The following is a 16,405-nucleotide window of genomic DNA, read 5'->3' as shown; positions in this document are numbered from 1 at the left end:
GCATGATAGCGGCGAGGCCGTGAAATCCGCGATCGTTCTTCAGTTCTGCCTTGTTGCAGAGCCGCAGCTCGACGGAGACGTTCTCGTGAGACTCTATTGCGCACCGTGGGTTTGCAGCCTTGCCGAACGGCTCGCTCTTCGGCAGGCGGAGATCTCCTTCGATAGTGAGCGCGTCGACTTGGGGTCGAGGCAATCATGAGCCAACCCCGCAAGATCGCGATCGCCCTCGTTGCCCTTATGGTGCTGCCAATGGCAGCTATTTGGAGCTGGCAGTGGTTTACAAGGGGCCGGTTCGAGGAAACGACCGATAACGCCTATCTCCGCGGAGACATTACCAGCATCGCTCCGAAGCTCGCCGGTTACGTCGTCGAAGTCGACATAGACGACAATGCCAATGTGTCAAAAGGTGCTGTCCTGTTTCGCATCGACGACAGCGACTACAAGGCCAAGGCGGAGCAGGCGAAAGCCAACGTCGCCGCCCGGCAGGCGGAAATCGCCAACATCAAGGCGACCCGTGAACTGCAGGACGCATTGATCGCGCAGGCCGAGGCGCAGAAGCAATCTGCCGCAGCCGACCTGCAATTCGCCCGCGCCAACTTAAGCCGCTACGTCACGCTGCAGAAGAACGGAACCGCAAGCGATCAGAAGCTGCAGGATGCGCAGGCCGGCCATGACAAGGCAAGGGCATCGCTGGACGGCGCAGAGGCCAATCTGTTGGCTCAGAAGTTGAAGCTCGGCGTCCTGGATGCACAATTGTCCGGCGCGCAGGCAGCCCTGTCGCAGGCACAGGCAGCGCTCGACCTGGCAATGCTAGACCTGGCCAACACCGTCGTGAGGGCCCCGGTCGACGGCATCGTCGGCAATCGCCAGATCCGGGTCGGCCGCTATGTCACCCCAGGGACGGCAGCCCTGGACATCGTTCCGGTTAACGATGTCTGGATCGTCGCAAACTTCAAGGAAACGCAGCTGAAGCAGGTTGAGATCGGCCAACGGGTCCGCGTCATGGTTGATGAATATCCAGATCTGCAAATCGACGGCCTTGTCGACAGCTTCGCTCCTGGCAGCGGCGCAGCCTTCAGCCTGCTGCCGCCGGACAATGCCACCGGCAACTTCATCCGCGTCGTCCAACGCGTGCCGGTCAAGATCAGGATGACGCGCAATCCGTTGCCCGGCCGCCTGGTTCCGGGACTCTCGGCTCGTGTTGTCATCACCGTCGGCACCAGGGATGCTCCGGCAGTAGCGCAGGAAATGCAGACAGGCGGGACCGCGAACGGGCGCTCAGCGCAATGATGCACCTCGCCGAAACGGCGGCTGTGCAGCGCCATCCCGGTACCCTGCGCGCTTCCTTGATAGCAACCGGCGTCGTGCTGGCCGCCTTCATGGACGCGGTCGCATCCACCGCACTGTCCATCGGCCGGATCGACATGCTTGGCGACACCTACGCAACGTCGGACGAGCTGGCGATGGTCGACGTGGTTTTCATCGCGGCGAAGCTGACGGCGTTCCTTGTCGCTCCGCTTCTTGTAACGGCAGCCAGGCCGACCGTCTGCCTGCGCGCGGGGGTTGTCGCCCTTCTGCTGGCATCCGCGGCCTTGACGTTGTCGGTGGACCTCACCTGGATTTGCATCTGCCGCATTGTCCAGGGGCTGGCTGGCGGCACAATTCTCGTCGCCGGCCAGACGCTGCTGTTCTTTCGCTTCCCTCATCGGCATCAGCCGGTCGTTCAGGCGGTTTTTGCCGTAGGCGCCGTCATGGCTCCGACAACCGTCACGCCGGCCCTGCAGGGCTGGCTTGTCGACCATCTGACTTGGGAGTGGATATTCCTGAGCATCATTCCGCTCGGCATCGTCTCCCTTGTCCTGTTGGCGGCGGACGGCGATCGGACCTTTTGGCGGAAAACCAGGTTTCCTGCCGTCGGGATATCGTTGCTCGGCATCAGCGCCGCGCTTTTGACCTACGTCCTGCTGCAAGGCAGCAGGTTCAACTGGTTCGACGACACCGACATCACCTTCCTTGCCGCAACCGGTGTGACGGCTGCCGGCCTCCTGGCCGTCTGGAAGACCCGCCTTCGTTCAGAAGGCTCACTGCTGGCCATCTCGCCCCTTGGCAATCCGGACTTTCGCTTTGGCCTTCTCGTCAGCATCGTCGCCGGCTCTGCCCTTTCGGGCAGCGCCTATCTCATTCCGGCTTTTGCCCTCAACGTGCTCGATTTTACCGCCACGGGCGCGGGAGTGCTTCTGCTGCCAAGCGGAGCCATGCTCGCGCTTGGACTTTTGTTGTCCGGCTTCCTCATCCAAAAGACCGGGATGCGCCCGATCACGCTTGCTCCGTTTGGCATTCTGCTCTTCGCAGGCGCCATGTGGCTGCTGTCCACTTCGACGAGCGGTAGCGGATCACCGGACCTGACCCTTGCTCTGCTGCTGCGGGGATTCGGCCTCGGCCTTCTGTTCGTGGCACTGACGCTGATTACACTGCAGGGCCTTGCCCCTGATGCGCTGCCGTTCGGCATCGGGCTGTTCAACTTCGGCAAGCAGGCGGGCGGTCTGACCGGCACAGCCCTCTTGCAAACGTATATTGATCACCAGAATGTCCACAACCGGACGATACTGACGTCCCACCTCGTCAATGGCGATCCAGCCGTGGACCAGCGCTTGAGAGCCACTGCGAACGTTCTGGCGAATAGTATCGACAGCGCCGCGGCGACCAAGGCCGCGCTGCCGCTGCTGCAGCGCGCGCTTGAGAAGCAGGTCGCCACTATCTCGTTCGACGAAGCTTTCTTCGCGCTCGTCCTGCTGTTCGCGGTCGCTGCGCCCTGTCTCATTGTCGCCAAACAATTGCTCGCCCGCCAAGCCGCTCCGCAGAACTAAAACCGCGTCCAGGCCCTATACTTTGGAACAGATGTTTTGGTCGGGCGAGGCTTCCAGATTATCTCATGAGCCGTGTTAACCGGACGAGACAGGGATGACGAATGCAGAGGTTTTTCCGGTTTCACTCTGCAGCCGACGAAGAGGCAGCCGAGCGTCTTACCTGTCCGGCTCGTATTTCCCAGTGGTGGGTGTTGACGCGTCGATCCGCGTCGCTTCTTGCCCGAGGCGATCGTTAGGCGCGCCGTAGCGGCCGGGCCGCCGCAGCGGCGATATCTCCGCGCAATGCATGGATTTCCATGAGATGCAGCCGGGGCATCGCGGGACTAGATTTAGGCGGTGAGTTCGCCTGTCCAGATATTGAAAACAAGTGCTATATAAAGCGCTGACCGTCCCCAGGCTTTCTTTGTCCGACAGGAGAAGCCAATGACAGCAGCGTCCGACTCACTTGGCGAAATCGACCCCGAAGCAACGCTCGCGCTGCAAATCATCGAGAGTATGCCCGGCCACGCGTGGGCAGCCGATGCCGCCGGACGATTCACCTTTGTGAGCCCAAACACCGTGGCGTTCCTCGGCAACACGCATGAGGATCTCAACACCTCCGAAGACGACGATGAGTTCGGCTGGCGTCGAGCCGTCCATCCCGACGATTATGATCGTGTCGCCGCCAGATGGCGGCATTGCCTCGAAACCGGCGATCACTATGACACCGAGCATCGTCTGCGGCGCGCCGATGGCGTCTATCGCTGGTTTCGAAGCTCAGGACGACCTTTTCGCGATAGTCAGGGCCGCATCATTCAATGGTACGGCACGACAATAGACATTGAGGACCAGAAGCGGGCGGAGTCAGCATTGCGCGACCGCGAGCGGGAGCTCTCGCAGCTCGTGGACATGGTACCGAGTCACATCTGGCGGCTCGATCCGGACGGCGAGCCGATTTTCTTCAATAAGCGCATGGTCGATTTTCTCGGCCTGGACGTAACGGATATGGACAGACCGGGCATGAGCCGGCTGGCGGCGATGATACAGGCCGGCGTCCATCCGGACGATGCAGCAGCATTCGGCGATGCACTCCGTGGTTGCTTCGCTACCGGTGCGAGCTTCGCCATGCGCTATCGCCTGCGCCGTGCCGATGGCGTCTATCGCTGGATGTCGAGCCGGGCGGAGCCGATGCGCGATGACGCCGGCCGCATCGTCCAGTGGTACGGCCTCTGTCACGACATAGACGATCAGATGCACGCCGAAGAGGCGTTGCGGCGAAGCGAGCGACAATTGCAGCACATGATCGACGCCGTGCCGGTCCGCATCTGGAGCGTGATGCCGACCGGCGGGCCGGTCTACTTCAACAAGCGATACCAGGACCATTTCCGCTCCGTTATCGCGAACTTTGATGCTCTCGGCGAGCCGGGCATCGAAACGCTGCTGCACGAGGTTATTCATTCCGAAGATGCTCCCGAGGTGCAGCGCACGTTATCGAATTGTTTCGAAACTGGCGGCGGCTCCGCGATGCGGTTTCGCTGGCGCGAAAAAGACGGCACCTATCGCTGGGCTGAGTGCAGGGTGGAGCCGCGGCGCGATGACAACGGAACGGTCGTGCAATGGTACGGGGTTTCTCTCGACATCGACGATGAGGTGCGCGCGCAGGCGGCGTTGCGCAAAAGTGAGCGGCGCCTTCAGCAGCTTATCGACACCGTGCCCGCTTTGATCTGGAGTACGACACGGGAGGGAAGGCCATCCTACGTCAACAAGCGGTTCACCGACGTAACCGGGGCCACGCTCGGTGACATCACCGCCCCGGACGGCTCGCCGTCCCTGAGCGTGATCCATCCAGACGATATCGACACCGCACGGCAGGCGATCCGCCATTCATTCGCAACGGGCGTGCCTTACGTTCAGAGATATCGCCAACGGAGGGCCGACGGCGGCTATCGCTGGACCGAGACTCGCGCCGAGCCGCTGCGCGACGAAGATGGCAGCATCCTCCAGTGGTACGGCGTGAGCGTCGACATCCATGATCTGGTGACCACGCAGGCCGCATTGCACGACCGCGAACGAGAGCTCTCGCAGCTCGTCAACATGGTTCCGAGCTACCTCTGGCGGCTGTCTTCGAACGGCGAGCCGACCTTTTTCAACAGGCGCCTGATAGATTTTCTCGGCCTGGACATAGCGGACGCGGAAAAGCCGGACACGAGCCGGCTGGCGGCCTTCATTGCCAACGTCGTCCATCCCGACGATGCCGCCAGCCTGAGGGAAGCACTCAACAGCTGCTTCGCCACCGGCGAGCGCTTCTTCATGAAGTATCGCCTGCGGCGTGCCGACGGCGTTTATCGCTGGATGGAGGGCCGCGCGGAGCCGCTGCGGGACCAAGGTGGACGCATCGTCCAATGGTACGGCCTTACGCACGACATCGACGACCAGCTGCGCGTCGAAGAGGCGCTGCGCGAGAGAGAACGTGCGCTCTGGCAGCTCGTTGAAACGCTGCCGGCAATGATCGATTGCGCCGCTCCGGATGGCGAACCGATATATCGCAGCCAGCAGCTCCGCGAATTCCTCGGATACAATCTTGAGGAATTGGACGAAGCGGGAAAGTCCCGGCTGGCTGGCACACTCGACGCCGGTGTTCATCCCGACGACCTGACAGGTGTCAAAGAGAGATATGCCCATTGTTTGTCCACCGGCGAGCCGTATGCGCGACGGCACCGTCTGCGGCGCTTCGATGGTGAATATCGCTGGGTCGAGACGCGCGCCGCGCCGATGCGCAACGCTGAAGGTGCCATCGTGCAGTGGAACGTTATCTGCCTCGACATCGAAAATGAGGTGCGAACACAAGAGGAGCTTCGACTGGCACAAGAGAGACTTGCGCGTGCGAGCCAGGCGGCGAGCCTTGCCGAACTCTCCGCATCCATCGCTCATGAGGTGAACCAGCCGTTGGCCGCCATCGTCGCCAACTCCAACGCATGCCACCGTTGGCTGTCCGCCGTGCCCCCGAACGTCGAGCGCGCGAAAATCACGGCCGAGCGCATCATCCGCGATGCCAACTCGGCGGCGGATGTCGTCAGCCGCATCCGTGCCTTGTTCAGACCTTCGCTTGAAATGAGAACCAGCACGCCGATCCCCAGCGTTATTGCCGAAGCGCGTGACCTCATGGCCGAGGAAGCCATACGGCGTCGCGTTCGCATGGACATCGATGTCGAAAGCAATCTTCCGCTCGTCGCCTTCGATCGCGTCCAGATCCAGCAGGTCCTGGTCAACCTCATTCGCAACGGCATGGAGGCGATGGACTCCACCACGGACAGGGTTCTCGGGCTGCGTGTGCGCCGGATAGAGGACACGATCCAGACCGAGGTCAGCGACCGCGGCCCGGGTATCGAACGTCCTAACAAGATATTCGAGCCGTTCTTTACGACGAAAGGGAATGGGATGGGCATGGGGCTGGCGATCTCCCGTTCGATCGTCGAGTCTCACGGCGGACGCCTATGGGCGGAGAACAGTGTGCCGCATGGAGCGACATTCATCTTCACTCTCCCGGTTGAAGCGAAAGCTGTGCAATGATGCCGGACGACGACAATCGTCCTCATCTTGGACGATGCTGAACGTATCCGGCGGCGCTCAGCAAACGCTTGGTTTATTCTCCTTTCGGTGAAGGGCGTCGCTGCCCCCGCGCAATGCATGGATTTCCATGAGGTGCGGTTGGGGCGTGGCGGGATTAGGGTGACGGTGTGAGTCCGTCAGCCCAGATCCAGCTACCAAGAGCAAGTGCTATACGAAGCGCCGACAATCTCCAGAGTTTGTTTGTCCGTCAGGGGCACCCGATGACGACAGCGCCCAACTCACTTGGCGAGACCGATTCCAACGCAACGGGCGCGTTAAAGCATGACTTCGACCGATCCGGACCGGGATTGCAAGGAAGTGGCCGATCTTTGGCGACGAGTGAACCAGGCCTGATTCGCGGCAACATGATCAGCGATCTTGAAAGAGGCAGGTTATCGCGCGTCTGGTCGCACCGTCCCCAATTCTTGCATCTGGGGCTTTTTATTACGGTCTATGTCCTGGGCTGCGGCTTCGCCCAGTCGCTCGCAATCATACCTGGAACAGGGATTTCCATTTGGCCTCCGAGCGGACTGTTCATCGCTACGCTTGTCTTCGCCTCCAGGTATAGCTGGCCGTGGTGGGTGCTGGGGGCCTGTCTGGCCGAACTGTTCAGCAACTTCTTGTGGTTCCACACTCCGCTGCCCGCGGCCTTCCTGATCTTTGCCGGCAACGCTCTTGAAGCGGTGGCCGGCGCATGGCTCGTGAACCAGACCTGCAAGCGCCCAGTTCGGCTGGAAACCTTGCGCGACGTTCTCGCATTCGTCGTACTGGCCGCTGGAATTGCGCCAGTTGCAAGCGCGACGGTGGGAAGTGCGGCGCTTGCGTGGTTTGGCATACAATCGCAAACCTTTGCGACGGCTTGGCCGCTGTGGTGGATCGGAGACGCGACGGGAGTCCTGATCGTAGCGCCACTGGCGCTGGTCGTGTTCCAGAACTGGCGCGGCAAGGCGCAGCTCTCAGCAGCGCGGTGGATGGAAGCTTGCGTCCTGGGGCTGATCTTTCTTGGTATCGCCGCCCTTTCCTTGAGCGGCTATCTGCCCTTCGCCTACATCATCATGCCGCCTCTTCTTTGGGCCGCAGTGCGCTTTGAGTTCAGAGGCGCCGCCGTAGCATTGACCGTTCTCGCTCTGATCACGGCGGTATTCACGATATCCGGCGCCAGCCAATTTGCCGGCGATCCCGAGTCCCAGAAGCACAACCAGATCATGCTGCAGCTTTTTCTGGCCATCTCGGCATTTTCGGCGCTCGTCGTGGCCGCCATATCCCGGCAGCATCAGGCGGCGGTGCTCACTTTGCGTGAAAGCCTTGAGGCATTGGGCGACCGGGAGCGGGAGCTCTCGCAGCTTGTCGACATGGTTCCGAGCCACGTTTGGCGCCTGAGGCCCGATGGCGATCCGACCTTTTTCAACAAGCGCATGGTCGACTTTCTCGGCCTGGACGTAACGGATTTGGACAAACCGGGCATCAGCCGGCTGGCGGCGATGATAAAGGCCGGCGTCCATCCGGACGACGCAGCAGCATTCGGCGATACGCTCAGTCACTGCCTCGCCACCGGCGAGCGCTTCTCCATGAGGTATCGCTTGCGCCGCGCCGATGGCGTCTATCATTGGATGTCGAGCCGGGCGGAGCCGATGCGCGATCACACTGGCCGCATCGTCCAGTGGTACGGCCTCTGTCACGACATAGACGATCAAATGCAAGCTGAAGAGGCCCTGCGGCGGAGCGAATTGCAGCTTCAGCAGATGATCGACGCTGTGCCGGTCCGCATCTGGAGCGCGGTGCCGACCGGCGGGCCGGTCTACTTCAACAAGCGGTACCAGGACCATTTCCGCTCCGTGATCGCTGATTTCGAAGCACTCGGAGAGCCGCGCATCGAGGAATTGCTGCAAGAACTGGTTCATCCCGAAGATGCTCCCGAGGTGCTGAGCACGTTGCTGAATTGTTTCGAAACAGGCGGCGGTTCCGCGATGCGGTTTCGCTGGCGCGAAACAGATGGCTATCGCTGGGCGGAGTGCAGGGTGGAGCCGCGGCGTGATGAGGACGGGGCGGTTGTGCAATGGTACGGGGTTTCCCTCGACATCGACGAAGAGGTGCGCGCCCAGGAAGCGCTGCGACAAGCGTCCGACAAACTCGCGCAAGCGGCTCAGGCTGCAAGTCTCGCCGAGCTTTCGGCTTCGATCGCCCACGAGGTGAATCAGCCGCTGGCTGCGATCGTCGCCAACTCCCATGCATGCCACCGTTGGCTGTCCGCAGCACCGCCGAACGTCGAACGCGCGAAGATTACGGCCGAGCGCATTATCCGGGACGCCAACTCGGCGGCGGACGTCGTCGGCCGCATTCGCGCGCTGTTCAAGCAATCCACCGAGACGAGAACCAATGCGACGCTCAGCAGTGTCATCGCAGAGGCACGCGACCTCGTGACCGAGGAAGCGATGCGGCGGGGCGTTCGCATCAGCGTTGATATCGGAAGCGACATTCCGCTAGTCGCGTTCGATCGCGTCCAAATCCAGCAGGTTCTGGTCAATCTCATCCGCAACGGCATGGAGGCGATGGACTCTGGTGCGGACGACGGAGTTATCAAAATCCGCGTGCGCCATATCGGGGATGTTGTCCAGACCGAAGTCAGCGATCACGGCCGGGGCGTCGAGTTTCCCGACCGGATATTCGAACCGTTCTTTACCACGAAAGAGCAAGGGATGGGCATGGGACTGGCGATCTGCCGTTCGATCATCGAGTCGCACAGCGGGCGTTTATGGGTCGAGAAGAACGAACCACGTGGAGCGACGTTTATCTTCACGTTGCCGATTGAAGCGAAAGCGGCGTCATGACGACGGACGGCCAAATTGTCTTCATCGTAGATGACGATGAACGCATCCGGGAGGCGCTCAGTGAGCTGCTGGCTGCGCACGGCATGCGTGCCGTAGCGTTCGGATCGGCGGGCGATTATATCCGCGCTGACAAGCCGGACGTCCCTGCCTGCCTCATCCTCGATATCGAGTTGCCGGATATTAACGGCCTCGATCTGCAGCGGCAGATTGCCGAGGGCGATCATCCGCCGATCGTTTTCCTGACAGGACATGGCGATATCCCGTCCTCCGTGCGTGCGATCAAGCACGGCGCCGTAGATTTCCTGACTAAGCCCTTCAGCGATGCAGACCTCATGGCCGCAATCCATGCAGCGATTGCCCAGGATCGGGCACAGCGATCGGAGCGCGCTGAGCTGGGCGTGTTGAAGCAACGTTATCTCGAGCTGACGCCGCGCGAACGTGAGGTGCTGCCGCTGGTGGTCAGCGGCTTGCTCAACAAGCAGGCCGCCGCTGAACTGGGGATCAGCGAAGTTACGCTGGAAATTCATAGAAGGAACGTCATGCAGAAGATGGTCGCGGCGTCGCTCGCCGACCTCGTGCGCATCGCCGAGCGATTGGGAATACCGATCACGCACTCGCGCCGGGCAGGGGGGAGCTGAGGGTGAGCAAGCGGAGGCCTGTCGTGGCGATCGTCGACGATGACCCAAGACTGCTCGAGTCGCTGGAGGACCTCTTGGAGTCCGCCGGCTATGTGGCCCGCAGCTTCTCGTCGGCGAGGTCGTTGCTGGTCAGCGGCCTGTCTGGATTGGACATGCTTATCACCGACATCGGGATGCCCGGCATGGACGGCTTTGAACTTCGCGACTTGGTCAAGAAGGCGCGTCCGGATCTGCCCGTGTTCCTGATCACCGGCCGCCACGAGATAGTGGATCAGCACCGCGCCAAGGGCATTGGCAGGCTTTTCCGCAAGCCGTTCGATGGCCAGGCACTGCTTGCGGCGATCGGCGACGCCTTACGCAACCCAGAAACGGAGGCTAAACATGAGAGTTGACCAATTGCCCTTACGGAGATCGACGCCGTCATCACAGCAGCGGAGGGCTGAAGCCGAGCAGCCGCTGGTCATTATTGTCGATGATGATGCCTCTGTTCGGGAGGCGCTGTCTGAATTGATCCTGTCGGCGGGTTTTCTGCCGGTGTGCTTTACCTCGACCCGTGAATTGCTTGACGCCGACGTGTTGGAGAGCCCCGGCTGTTTGATCCTCGACGTGCGCATGCCAGGGACGAGCGGTCTCGATCTGCAGCACCATCTTGCGAAAAACGGCAACCCCAAACCAATCATCTTCCTGACCGGGCATGGCGACATCCCGATGACTGTCCAGGCGATGAAGGCCGGCGCCGTGGACTTTCTGACGAAACCGGTGCGGGATCAGACGCTGCTTGACGCCGTGATCGCGGGCATTGCGGTGGACGCCAAACGGCGGGCGGATGCCGTGATCGTCAAGCGCAACATCGAGCGCGTCGAGACGCTGACGCCGCGCGAGCGCGAGGTCCTGCGTGAAGTGGCGCGCGGGCGCCTCAACAAGCAGGTCGCCTTCGACCTCGGCATCAGTGAAGTGACCGTCAAGCTTCACCGCGGCAATGTCATGCGCAAGATGGAAGCCGCTTCCATCGGTGAACTGATCCGGGCGTGGGAAACGCTGCCCGCGCCGATGCGCGAGGTCTAGAATTGGCACAAGCCGATCCATGCCCCATCCAATAGGATTGCCCAGCGCGCCCGGCCATTTCAGGCTGTGGGAAATTTGCTTCTTCAGCGCGCGAAGGCCTTCCTGCCCGTCGGCACGCTCCTGCTGCTGCGGGTGGTCCTGATGTACATCGGTGGTCCTATTGGGTGTTTTGCGGCCAGGCCCGCGCCAACATCGCTACCTCTGAGCGGCGCTCTTTTGCGGCGCCGGTCTGACCGACAAACTCGCAACATTTCATGCACAGCAACTGACGCCGGCCATGCCGCGTCGGTCCCGCGCCGCTACCCAAGCCTAAATTGACGTATGTCTATAAGAGCTTGCCTCGGCCCGTCCCCAATCCTCGGCGTGCCTGCCCTGCACCTTGGCATCGTATGACAGATGCTTCCGTAGAATAGGTTCGCGGCCCGGATCGGTGCATCCTGTTCCTCGCAAGCCATCACGACCGTCGCGTTTCTACCGCTCCTCGCTCGTTCCTCCCCGACCGCGACCGCACGGGCCGATTCGACGGTCGTGATGGTGAGCAGGATGTTCAAAGCACATGGATGGACATGATGAACAACGACGGACTTTTCTCCGTCGGCGGATCTCGCCGCGATGTCTTGTTGGCCGGCCTGATCGCCACCGTTGCCGCCGGACTGCCCCGCGCTGCTTCGGCCGCGAGCCGAAAACAAAACCTTCCCTCTTCCCCCTCAACCAAAGGAACCAAGACGATGAGCACCATCACGACCAAGGACGGCACCGAAATCTACTACAAGGACTGGGGTAAGGGTCCTGTCGTCACATTTTCGCACGGATGGCCGCTGAATTCCGACGCCTGGGACAGCCAGATGCTCTTTCTTGCCCATAACGGCTTCCGCGTGGTTGCGCATGACCGGCGCGGCCATGGGCGATCGAGCCAGGCCACGTCCGGCAACGACATGAATGGCTATGCGGACGATCTTGCAGCCGTGATCGAGGCGCTGGATCTCCGGGACGCCACGCTGGTCGGACATTCCACCGGAGGAGGCGAGGTTGCTCGCTATATCGGACGGCACGGGACGAAGCGGGTGGCCAAGGCTGTTCTTATCGCCGCTGTTCCGCCGATCATGGTGAAGACGCCGGCCAATCCGGAAGGCCTGCCGATCGAGGTATTCGACGGCATAAGGGCTGGCCTCGTCAAGGATCGTTCGCAGTACTACCGGGACCTCGCACCGTTGTTTTACGGCGCGAACAGGCCAGGCGCCAAGGTTTCCCAGGGGATTCTGGATCAGTTCTGGCTCTGGAGCATGCAGGCGGGTCTCGTGAACGCGTACGAAAGCGTCAAGGCGTTCTCCGAGACCGACTTCACCGAGGATCTCAAGAAGTTCGATGTGCCAACCTTGGTCCTGCATGGCAAGGACGACCAGATCGTCCCCGTCAAGGACTCGGCAGTCAAGTCGGCCCGACTGATCAAAGGCGCAAAGGATATCTATTACCCCGGCGCACCCCACGGGATTACGGCCACGCACCAGGATCAGGTCAATGCTGACCTGCTCGCCTTCATCAAAGGATAGCAAGCTTCAGTCACGACCGCATGTTTTCCGCAATTCCTTGGAGCCGCCGATGACCACCTTTGGCAATATTTCGCGCGCCCTGAACCGCATTTCGGGTGGCGCGCCAGGTCAAACCTTGTGCGCTCGCATAGCCGAGCGGTGGCCTGAATGCTGGTTCTGCCGGCTCATGTCCCGGATTGTGGAACCGAACCACTGCGCCATCGAGCTGGAGCGCTGGCAAAGGCGCGAAACATGTGCTGCGACACGGCTGCCATTCGGGCAACCGCGCCTGTGCAGCGCGGAGGCGATCGCCGGTGTTCGACACTACGTCGCGCTGTCGGGGGTCGCCGCCGCGCGCTTGTTCTGCCTTGAAGGCCACTGCGCTCTCCAAGACGTCAAACTGGCTAAGCGCCGCGAGTTTATCAATCGGTAGCCGTTTGCGATTGCCGCTCATTTTGGCGGTCTCAATTCGGCGTGAAATTTTCTTGGCCAGCGGTTGCGACTATCGCAGCAGCACCGGCACAATTTTTCGAAGGCAGGAACGACATGGGCGCACTCTCAGGCAAGATCGCGGTGGTCACCGGCGGAAACAGCGGGATCGGACTATCGGCTGCAAAAATCTTTGCCGCCGAGGGCGCGCAAGTCGTCATTACCGGCCGCCGGCGGCAGGCGGTCGAGGAAGCGGTCGCGCAGATCGGGGCAGGCGCGCTGGGCATTCAGGGAAATGTGGCCGACGTGGCGCACCATGATGAGGTGGCGCAGCAGATCCTCCAGAGGTTCGGGGCGCTCGACATCTATATGGCGAACGCCGGCGTAAACACCATCACCCACTCGGCCGACGTCTCCGAGGCAGAATATGATGCGCAATTTGCCGTCAACACGCGAGGCGTCTTCTTCGGCGTCCAGAAGCTGATTCCGATCATGCGGAACGGCGGCGCAATCATCCTCACAGGCTCGCTGGCCAGCGAGAAGGTTCTGGACGGTCATGCTGTTTACGCGGGCTCCAAGGCGGCCATAAATGCCTTTGCGCGCGCTTGGGCGATCGAACTGAAGTCTCGCGGTATCCGGGTCAACGTGCTTAGCCCAGGTCCGGTGGATACGGCTATTCTCGATAAGCTAGGCATACCGTTTGAGCAGCGCGGGCTGTTTGAAAAGGCGATGGCTGAGGCAATACCCTTGGGCCGGATGGGGCAGCCGGAAGAGCTGGCAAAAGCCGCCCTGTTCCTTGCCTCGGACGCGAGCAGTTTCGTCACGGGCATCAATCTGCGGGTCGACGGCGGGATGGCAGTGCTCTGAGCCACGACTGCGAAGTCGTCGCGCCAATAGACGGCCGAATAATGCCTGAGCAATCGGTCTTCCTCACGACGATTTTCCGGGAAGCTGCCGCACGAATCCCTCCAAATAGGTCGGAGGCGAGACGTTTCGCCGACGTGGTGCAAATTGTAAGCGGCAAGTCGCATTGCAGGGATCGACGCGCAAGAGAGAAGTCGGCTCGCCGATAGGGCTGAAGGACCGAGGTCTCGCCCCGGTCCTTCAATTTTCTGTAGGTCGGGATCAGTGACCCCAGATGCCCTGGCCATATTCATCGTTGGGAACAGTCGGCTTGCGTACGGTTTTCGGCACCCCGGTATCGCTGTTCATTTTTCTGATCGAGGATGTATACATGTTGTCAGACGCAGTCGCAGGCTGCTGGGCTCCGTTTGATCCATAGTGGTCGCTTCCGGCAATGGCGCTTCCTGCTGTAATAACAAGCGCGACGGCAGCAAGGACTGTCATTTTCATTTCAGTAACTCCATTAATAGCTTGGATGGTATTCACCCATACAAATATAAATGTCGTGACCCAGCGACACGATCAGACGGTCCGGCGGTTTGACCCATACCAAGGCATTGGGCGATGCGGGCCGAAGGCCAGGAACTATGTCGTTGACGAGAGGAGGCTTTGCCGCCGTGTTCGATCCGGCCGGCTCACCAGCGCTCAACGGATCGACCGCGCCAGGTTCTCGCCACGGCGGCAGCGGCGTCTTGCAAACACTCTCCGGCCGCGCGCGCCCTCAGTGTCTGCTCAGACGGCTGCCGACAGTGCACACTCGGCATAGATACCTCAATCATGCTGCAAGGCACCTGATCTCCCTGGTGACCTACCCTGCACCTTGGCATTGTATGACAGACCCTTCCGCACAATAGGTTGGCGGGCCGCATCGGCGCATTCTCCTGAGCATTGGTCACCACAGGCCACACGGGAGAAAGCAAATGCGAAACATAACTCGAGTCCTGGCGCTCACTGCGGCGCTTGCCGCGTCGGGCGGCGGGATGGCGCAGGCCGCGAATTCTCAGCCCAAGCCGACGATCGTACTGGTGCACGGCGCCTTCGCGGAATCGTCGAGTTGGGACGCAGTCATCACGAAACTCAGCAAAGACGGTTATGTAGCGATAGCCGCAGCCAATCCGCTCCGCAGCGTTGCCAGCGATGCGAAAGCAGTCTCAGCCATCGTCCGGTCGGTTTCCGGGCCGGTCGTGCTGGTGGGGCATTCCTACGGCGGGCCTGTCATCACCGAGGCCGCCAATGGCAATCCTAATGTGAAGGCCTTGGTCTACGTGGCGGGATTCGCGCCGGATACCGGCGAATCGAGCCTTACATTGTCCAGCATGTTTCCCGGCAGCACCTTGGGTAGCGCGCTTGCTCCAGTCGCGTTGCCGGACGGCGGACAAGACCTCTTCATCCAGCCGGCCAAGTTCCGCGCCCAGTTCGCCGCCGACGTTCCGGAAGAGCAGACCTTGCTGATGGCTGCCACTCAACGCCCTGTTGCGCAGGCAGCTCTGGCTGAAGCCTCGGGCGTCGCCTCATGGAAGACGCTGCCGTCCTACATGATCTACGGCTCAGATGACCGGAACATCCCGGCAGCCGTCATGAGTTTCATGGCCAAGCGTGCGCACGCGGTAAAGACCGTCGTCATCGAGGGCGCGTCCCACGCGCTCATGGTCTCGCATCCCGACGAGGTCACGTCACTCATCGAGGATGCTGCTGCATCGGTCAGTCAGTAGCAGGCCGGAAACGCCCAGCATCCGATCGAGCAACGAAAATAGACACGCAACACCAGGAGACTAGACATGAAGATCGTCGTCATAGGCGGAACCGGGCTGATCGGTTCAAAGACCGTGGAGAGACTGCGAAACAAAGGACACGACGTGCTTGCGGCGTCGCCGAATTCGGGCGTCAACACCGTTACGGGAGAGGGTCTGGCCGCCGCGCTTTCCGGTGCGCAGGTCGTCGTCGACCTCGCGAACTCGCCGTCGTTCGAGGAAAAGGCTGCCCTGGAGTTCTTCGAGGCATCCGGGCGTAATCTTTTTGCCGCCGAAACGGCTGCCGGTGTCCGTCATCACGTGGCGCTGTCGGTCGTCGGTACCGACCGGCTGCAGGGCATGGGCTATTTCCGCGGCAAGTTGCTTCAGGAAAAGCTGATCAGGGAGTCCGGAATTCCCTACACGATCGTTCACGCCACGCAGTTCTTCGAATTCACCGCCGCCATCGCAAACACGGGCGCTGTCGGAGATACCATTCATATGTCACCGGCCTACTTCCAACCCATGGCGGCTGATAATGTTGCCGATGCGATGGCGGACGTCGCGCTTGCCGCGCCGTTGAACGGCATGATCGAAATTGCCGGCCCGGAGCGCGTTCGCATGAGCGAACTTGTCGAGCGCTTCCTGAAGGCCACCAACGACCCGCGCAAAGTCGTCCCGGATCCCGGCGCGCTCTACTACGGCCAGGTGGCAATCGACGATCGAACGCTGGTGCCCGGCGAGAACGCGCGCATCGGCGCCGTGCGTTTCGATGATTGGCTCAGCCGATACACACCACCGAAATAAGTAATCATCGGATAGTCCACC

General features: G+C 61.2%; 13 protein-coding genes and 2 pseudogenes. 14 read left to right on the top strand and 1 reads right to left on the bottom strand.

All coding sequences use genetic code 11. The features are described from left to right. Window positions 1–195: 195 nt before the first annotated feature. The 12 genes and pseudogenes from NKH63_RS20935 (at window position 196) to NKH63_RS20890 (ending at window position 13,811) form a co-directional block, all read left to right on the top strand. Window positions 196–1,290, top strand: a complete 1,095-nt coding sequence (locus NKH63_RS20935) for an HlyD family secretion protein (protein WP_352483676.1) — start codon at window positions 196–198, stop codon at window positions 1,288–1,290. Between the two features lie 74 nt (window positions 1,291–1,364). After that, the gene (locus NKH63_RS20930; RefSeq protein WP_352918622.1) at window positions 1,365–2,867 is read left to right on the top strand and encodes an MFS transporter; all 1,503 of its coding nucleotides are present in this window, start codon (window positions 1,365–1,367) and stop codon (window positions 2,865–2,867) included. Between the two features lie 423 nt (window positions 2,868–3,290). Further along, complete coding sequence (locus tag NKH63_RS20925) at window positions 3,291–6,416, top strand: PAS domain-containing protein (RefSeq protein ID WP_352589051.1); 3,126 nt, start codon at window positions 3,291–3,293, stop codon at window positions 6,414–6,416. A gap of 404 nt (window positions 6,417–6,820) precedes the next feature. Further along, window positions 6,821–8,593: pseudogene (locus NKH63_RS20920) on the top strand (MASE1 domain-containing protein); the annotation flags it as partial. A 30-nt stretch (window positions 8,594–8,623) separates the two neighbouring features. Continuing rightward, window positions 8,624–8,800, top strand: a pseudogene (locus NKH63_RS31380) (histidine kinase dimerization/phospho-acceptor domain-containing protein); the annotation flags it as partial. 87 nt (window positions 8,801–8,887) lie between these two features. Next, the gene (locus NKH63_RS31375; RefSeq protein ID WP_502896350.1) at window positions 8,888–9,283 is read left to right on the top strand and encodes a sensor histidine kinase; all 396 of its coding nucleotides are present in this window, start codon (window positions 8,888–8,890) and stop codon (window positions 9,281–9,283) included. Continuing rightward, window positions 9,280–9,921, top strand: coding sequence for a response regulator transcription factor (locus NKH63_RS20915; protein ID WP_023716982.1), 642 nt, complete (start codon window positions 9,280–9,282; stop codon window positions 9,919–9,921). Before NKH63_RS31375 ends, NKH63_RS20915 begins: the two co-directional genes overlap by 4 nt. A 2-nt stretch (window positions 9,922–9,923) precedes the next feature. After that, window positions 9,924–10,313 (top strand): response regulator, encoded by a 390-nt coding sequence (locus NKH63_RS20910; protein WP_352483835.1) that lies wholly within the window; start codon window positions 9,924–9,926, stop codon window positions 10,311–10,313. Further along, window positions 10,303–10,986 (top strand): response regulator transcription factor, encoded by a 684-nt coding sequence (locus tag NKH63_RS20905; protein WP_352483882.1) that lies wholly within the window; start codon window positions 10,303–10,305, stop codon window positions 10,984–10,986. Before NKH63_RS20910 ends, NKH63_RS20905 begins: the two co-directional genes overlap by 11 nt. 569 nt (window positions 10,987–11,555) lie before the next feature. Continuing rightward, window positions 11,556–12,536 (top strand): alpha/beta fold hydrolase, encoded by a 981-nt coding sequence (locus NKH63_RS20900; protein WP_502896349.1) that lies wholly within the window; start codon window positions 11,556–11,558, stop codon window positions 12,534–12,536. A 49-nt stretch (window positions 12,537–12,585) separates the two neighbouring features. Next, window positions 12,586–12,948: a hypothetical protein gene (locus NKH63_RS20895; RefSeq protein ID WP_352483837.1), complete on the top strand. Its 363-nt coding sequence runs from the start codon at window positions 12,586–12,588 to the stop codon at window positions 12,946–12,948. 113 nt (window positions 12,949–13,061) lie between these two features. Beyond that, a complete protein-coding gene (locus tag NKH63_RS20890) occupies window positions 13,062–13,811 on the top strand; it encodes a glucose 1-dehydrogenase (protein ID WP_352589056.1) in 750 nt (249 codons plus the stop codon). A gap of 258 nt (window positions 13,812–14,069) precedes the next feature. On the opposite strand, the gene NKH63_RS20885 is transcribed toward NKH63_RS20890, so the two are convergent. Next, window positions 14,070–14,297, bottom strand: coding sequence for a DUF680 domain-containing protein (locus NKH63_RS20885; RefSeq protein WP_352483839.1), 228 nt, complete (start codon window positions 14,295–14,297; stop codon window positions 14,070–14,072). A gap of 470 nt (window positions 14,298–14,767) precedes the next feature. Here NKH63_RS20885 and NKH63_RS20880 point away from each other — a divergent pair, with 470 nt between their 5' ends. After that, window positions 14,768–15,559: an alpha/beta fold hydrolase gene (locus tag NKH63_RS20880; RefSeq protein ID WP_023716991.1), complete on the top strand. Its 792-nt coding sequence runs from the start codon at window positions 14,768–14,770 to the stop codon at window positions 15,557–15,559. 66 nt (window positions 15,560–15,625) lie between these two features. Continuing rightward, complete coding sequence (locus NKH63_RS20875; RefSeq protein ID WP_352483840.1) at window positions 15,626–16,384, top strand: SDR family oxidoreductase; 759 nt, start codon at window positions 15,626–15,628, stop codon at window positions 16,382–16,384. Window positions 16,385–16,405 lie beyond the last annotated feature (21 nt).

Source organism: Mesorhizobium sp. M0960 (assembly GCF_040319055.1).
Classification (GTDB): domain Bacteria; phylum Pseudomonadota; class Alphaproteobacteria; order Rhizobiales; family Rhizobiaceae; genus Mesorhizobium.
Note: the sequence above shows the minus strand (reverse complement) of the source record. Positions and strands in the feature narration are given on the sequence as shown.

What these genes read in the sequence shown, in the direction of transcription:
- NKH63_RS20935 (WP_352483676.1), top strand. Translation starts at nt 196, where the DNA reads ATGAGCCAACCCCGCAAGATCGCGATCGCCCTCGTTGCCCTTATGGTG.
- NKH63_RS31375 (WP_502896350.1), top strand. Translation starts at nt 8,888, where the DNA reads ATGCGGCGGGGCGTTCGCATCAGCGTTGATATCGGAAGCGACATTCCG.
- NKH63_RS20900 (WP_502896349.1), top strand. Translation starts at nt 11,556, where the DNA reads ATGAACAACGACGGACTTTTCTCCGTCGGCGGATCTCGCCGCGATGTC.
- NKH63_RS20905 (WP_352483882.1), top strand. Translation starts at nt 10,303, where the DNA reads ATGAGAGTTGACCAATTGCCCTTACGGAGATCGACGCCGTCATCACAG.
- NKH63_RS20875 (WP_352483840.1), top strand. Translation starts at nt 15,626, where the DNA reads ATGAAGATCGTCGTCATAGGCGGAACCGGGCTGATCGGTTCAAAGACC.
- NKH63_RS20880 (WP_023716991.1), top strand. Translation starts at nt 14,768, where the DNA reads ATGCGAAACATAACTCGAGTCCTGGCGCTCACTGCGGCGCTTGCCGCG.
- NKH63_RS20885 (WP_352483839.1), bottom strand. Translation starts at nt 14,297, where the DNA reads ATGAAAATGACAGTCCTTGCTGCCGTCGCGCTTGTTATTACAGCAGGA.
- NKH63_RS20895 (WP_352483837.1), top strand. Translation starts at nt 12,586, where the DNA reads ATGACCACCTTTGGCAATATTTCGCGCGCCCTGAACCGCATTTCGGGT.
- NKH63_RS20890 (WP_352589056.1), top strand. Translation starts at nt 13,062, where the DNA reads ATGGGCGCACTCTCAGGCAAGATCGCGGTGGTCACCGGCGGAAACAGC.
- NKH63_RS20915 (WP_023716982.1), top strand. Translation starts at nt 9,280, where the DNA reads ATGACGACGGACGGCCAAATTGTCTTCATCGTAGATGACGATGAACGC.
- NKH63_RS20925 (WP_352589051.1), top strand. Translation starts at nt 3,291, where the DNA reads ATGACAGCAGCGTCCGACTCACTTGGCGAAATCGACCCCGAAGCAACG.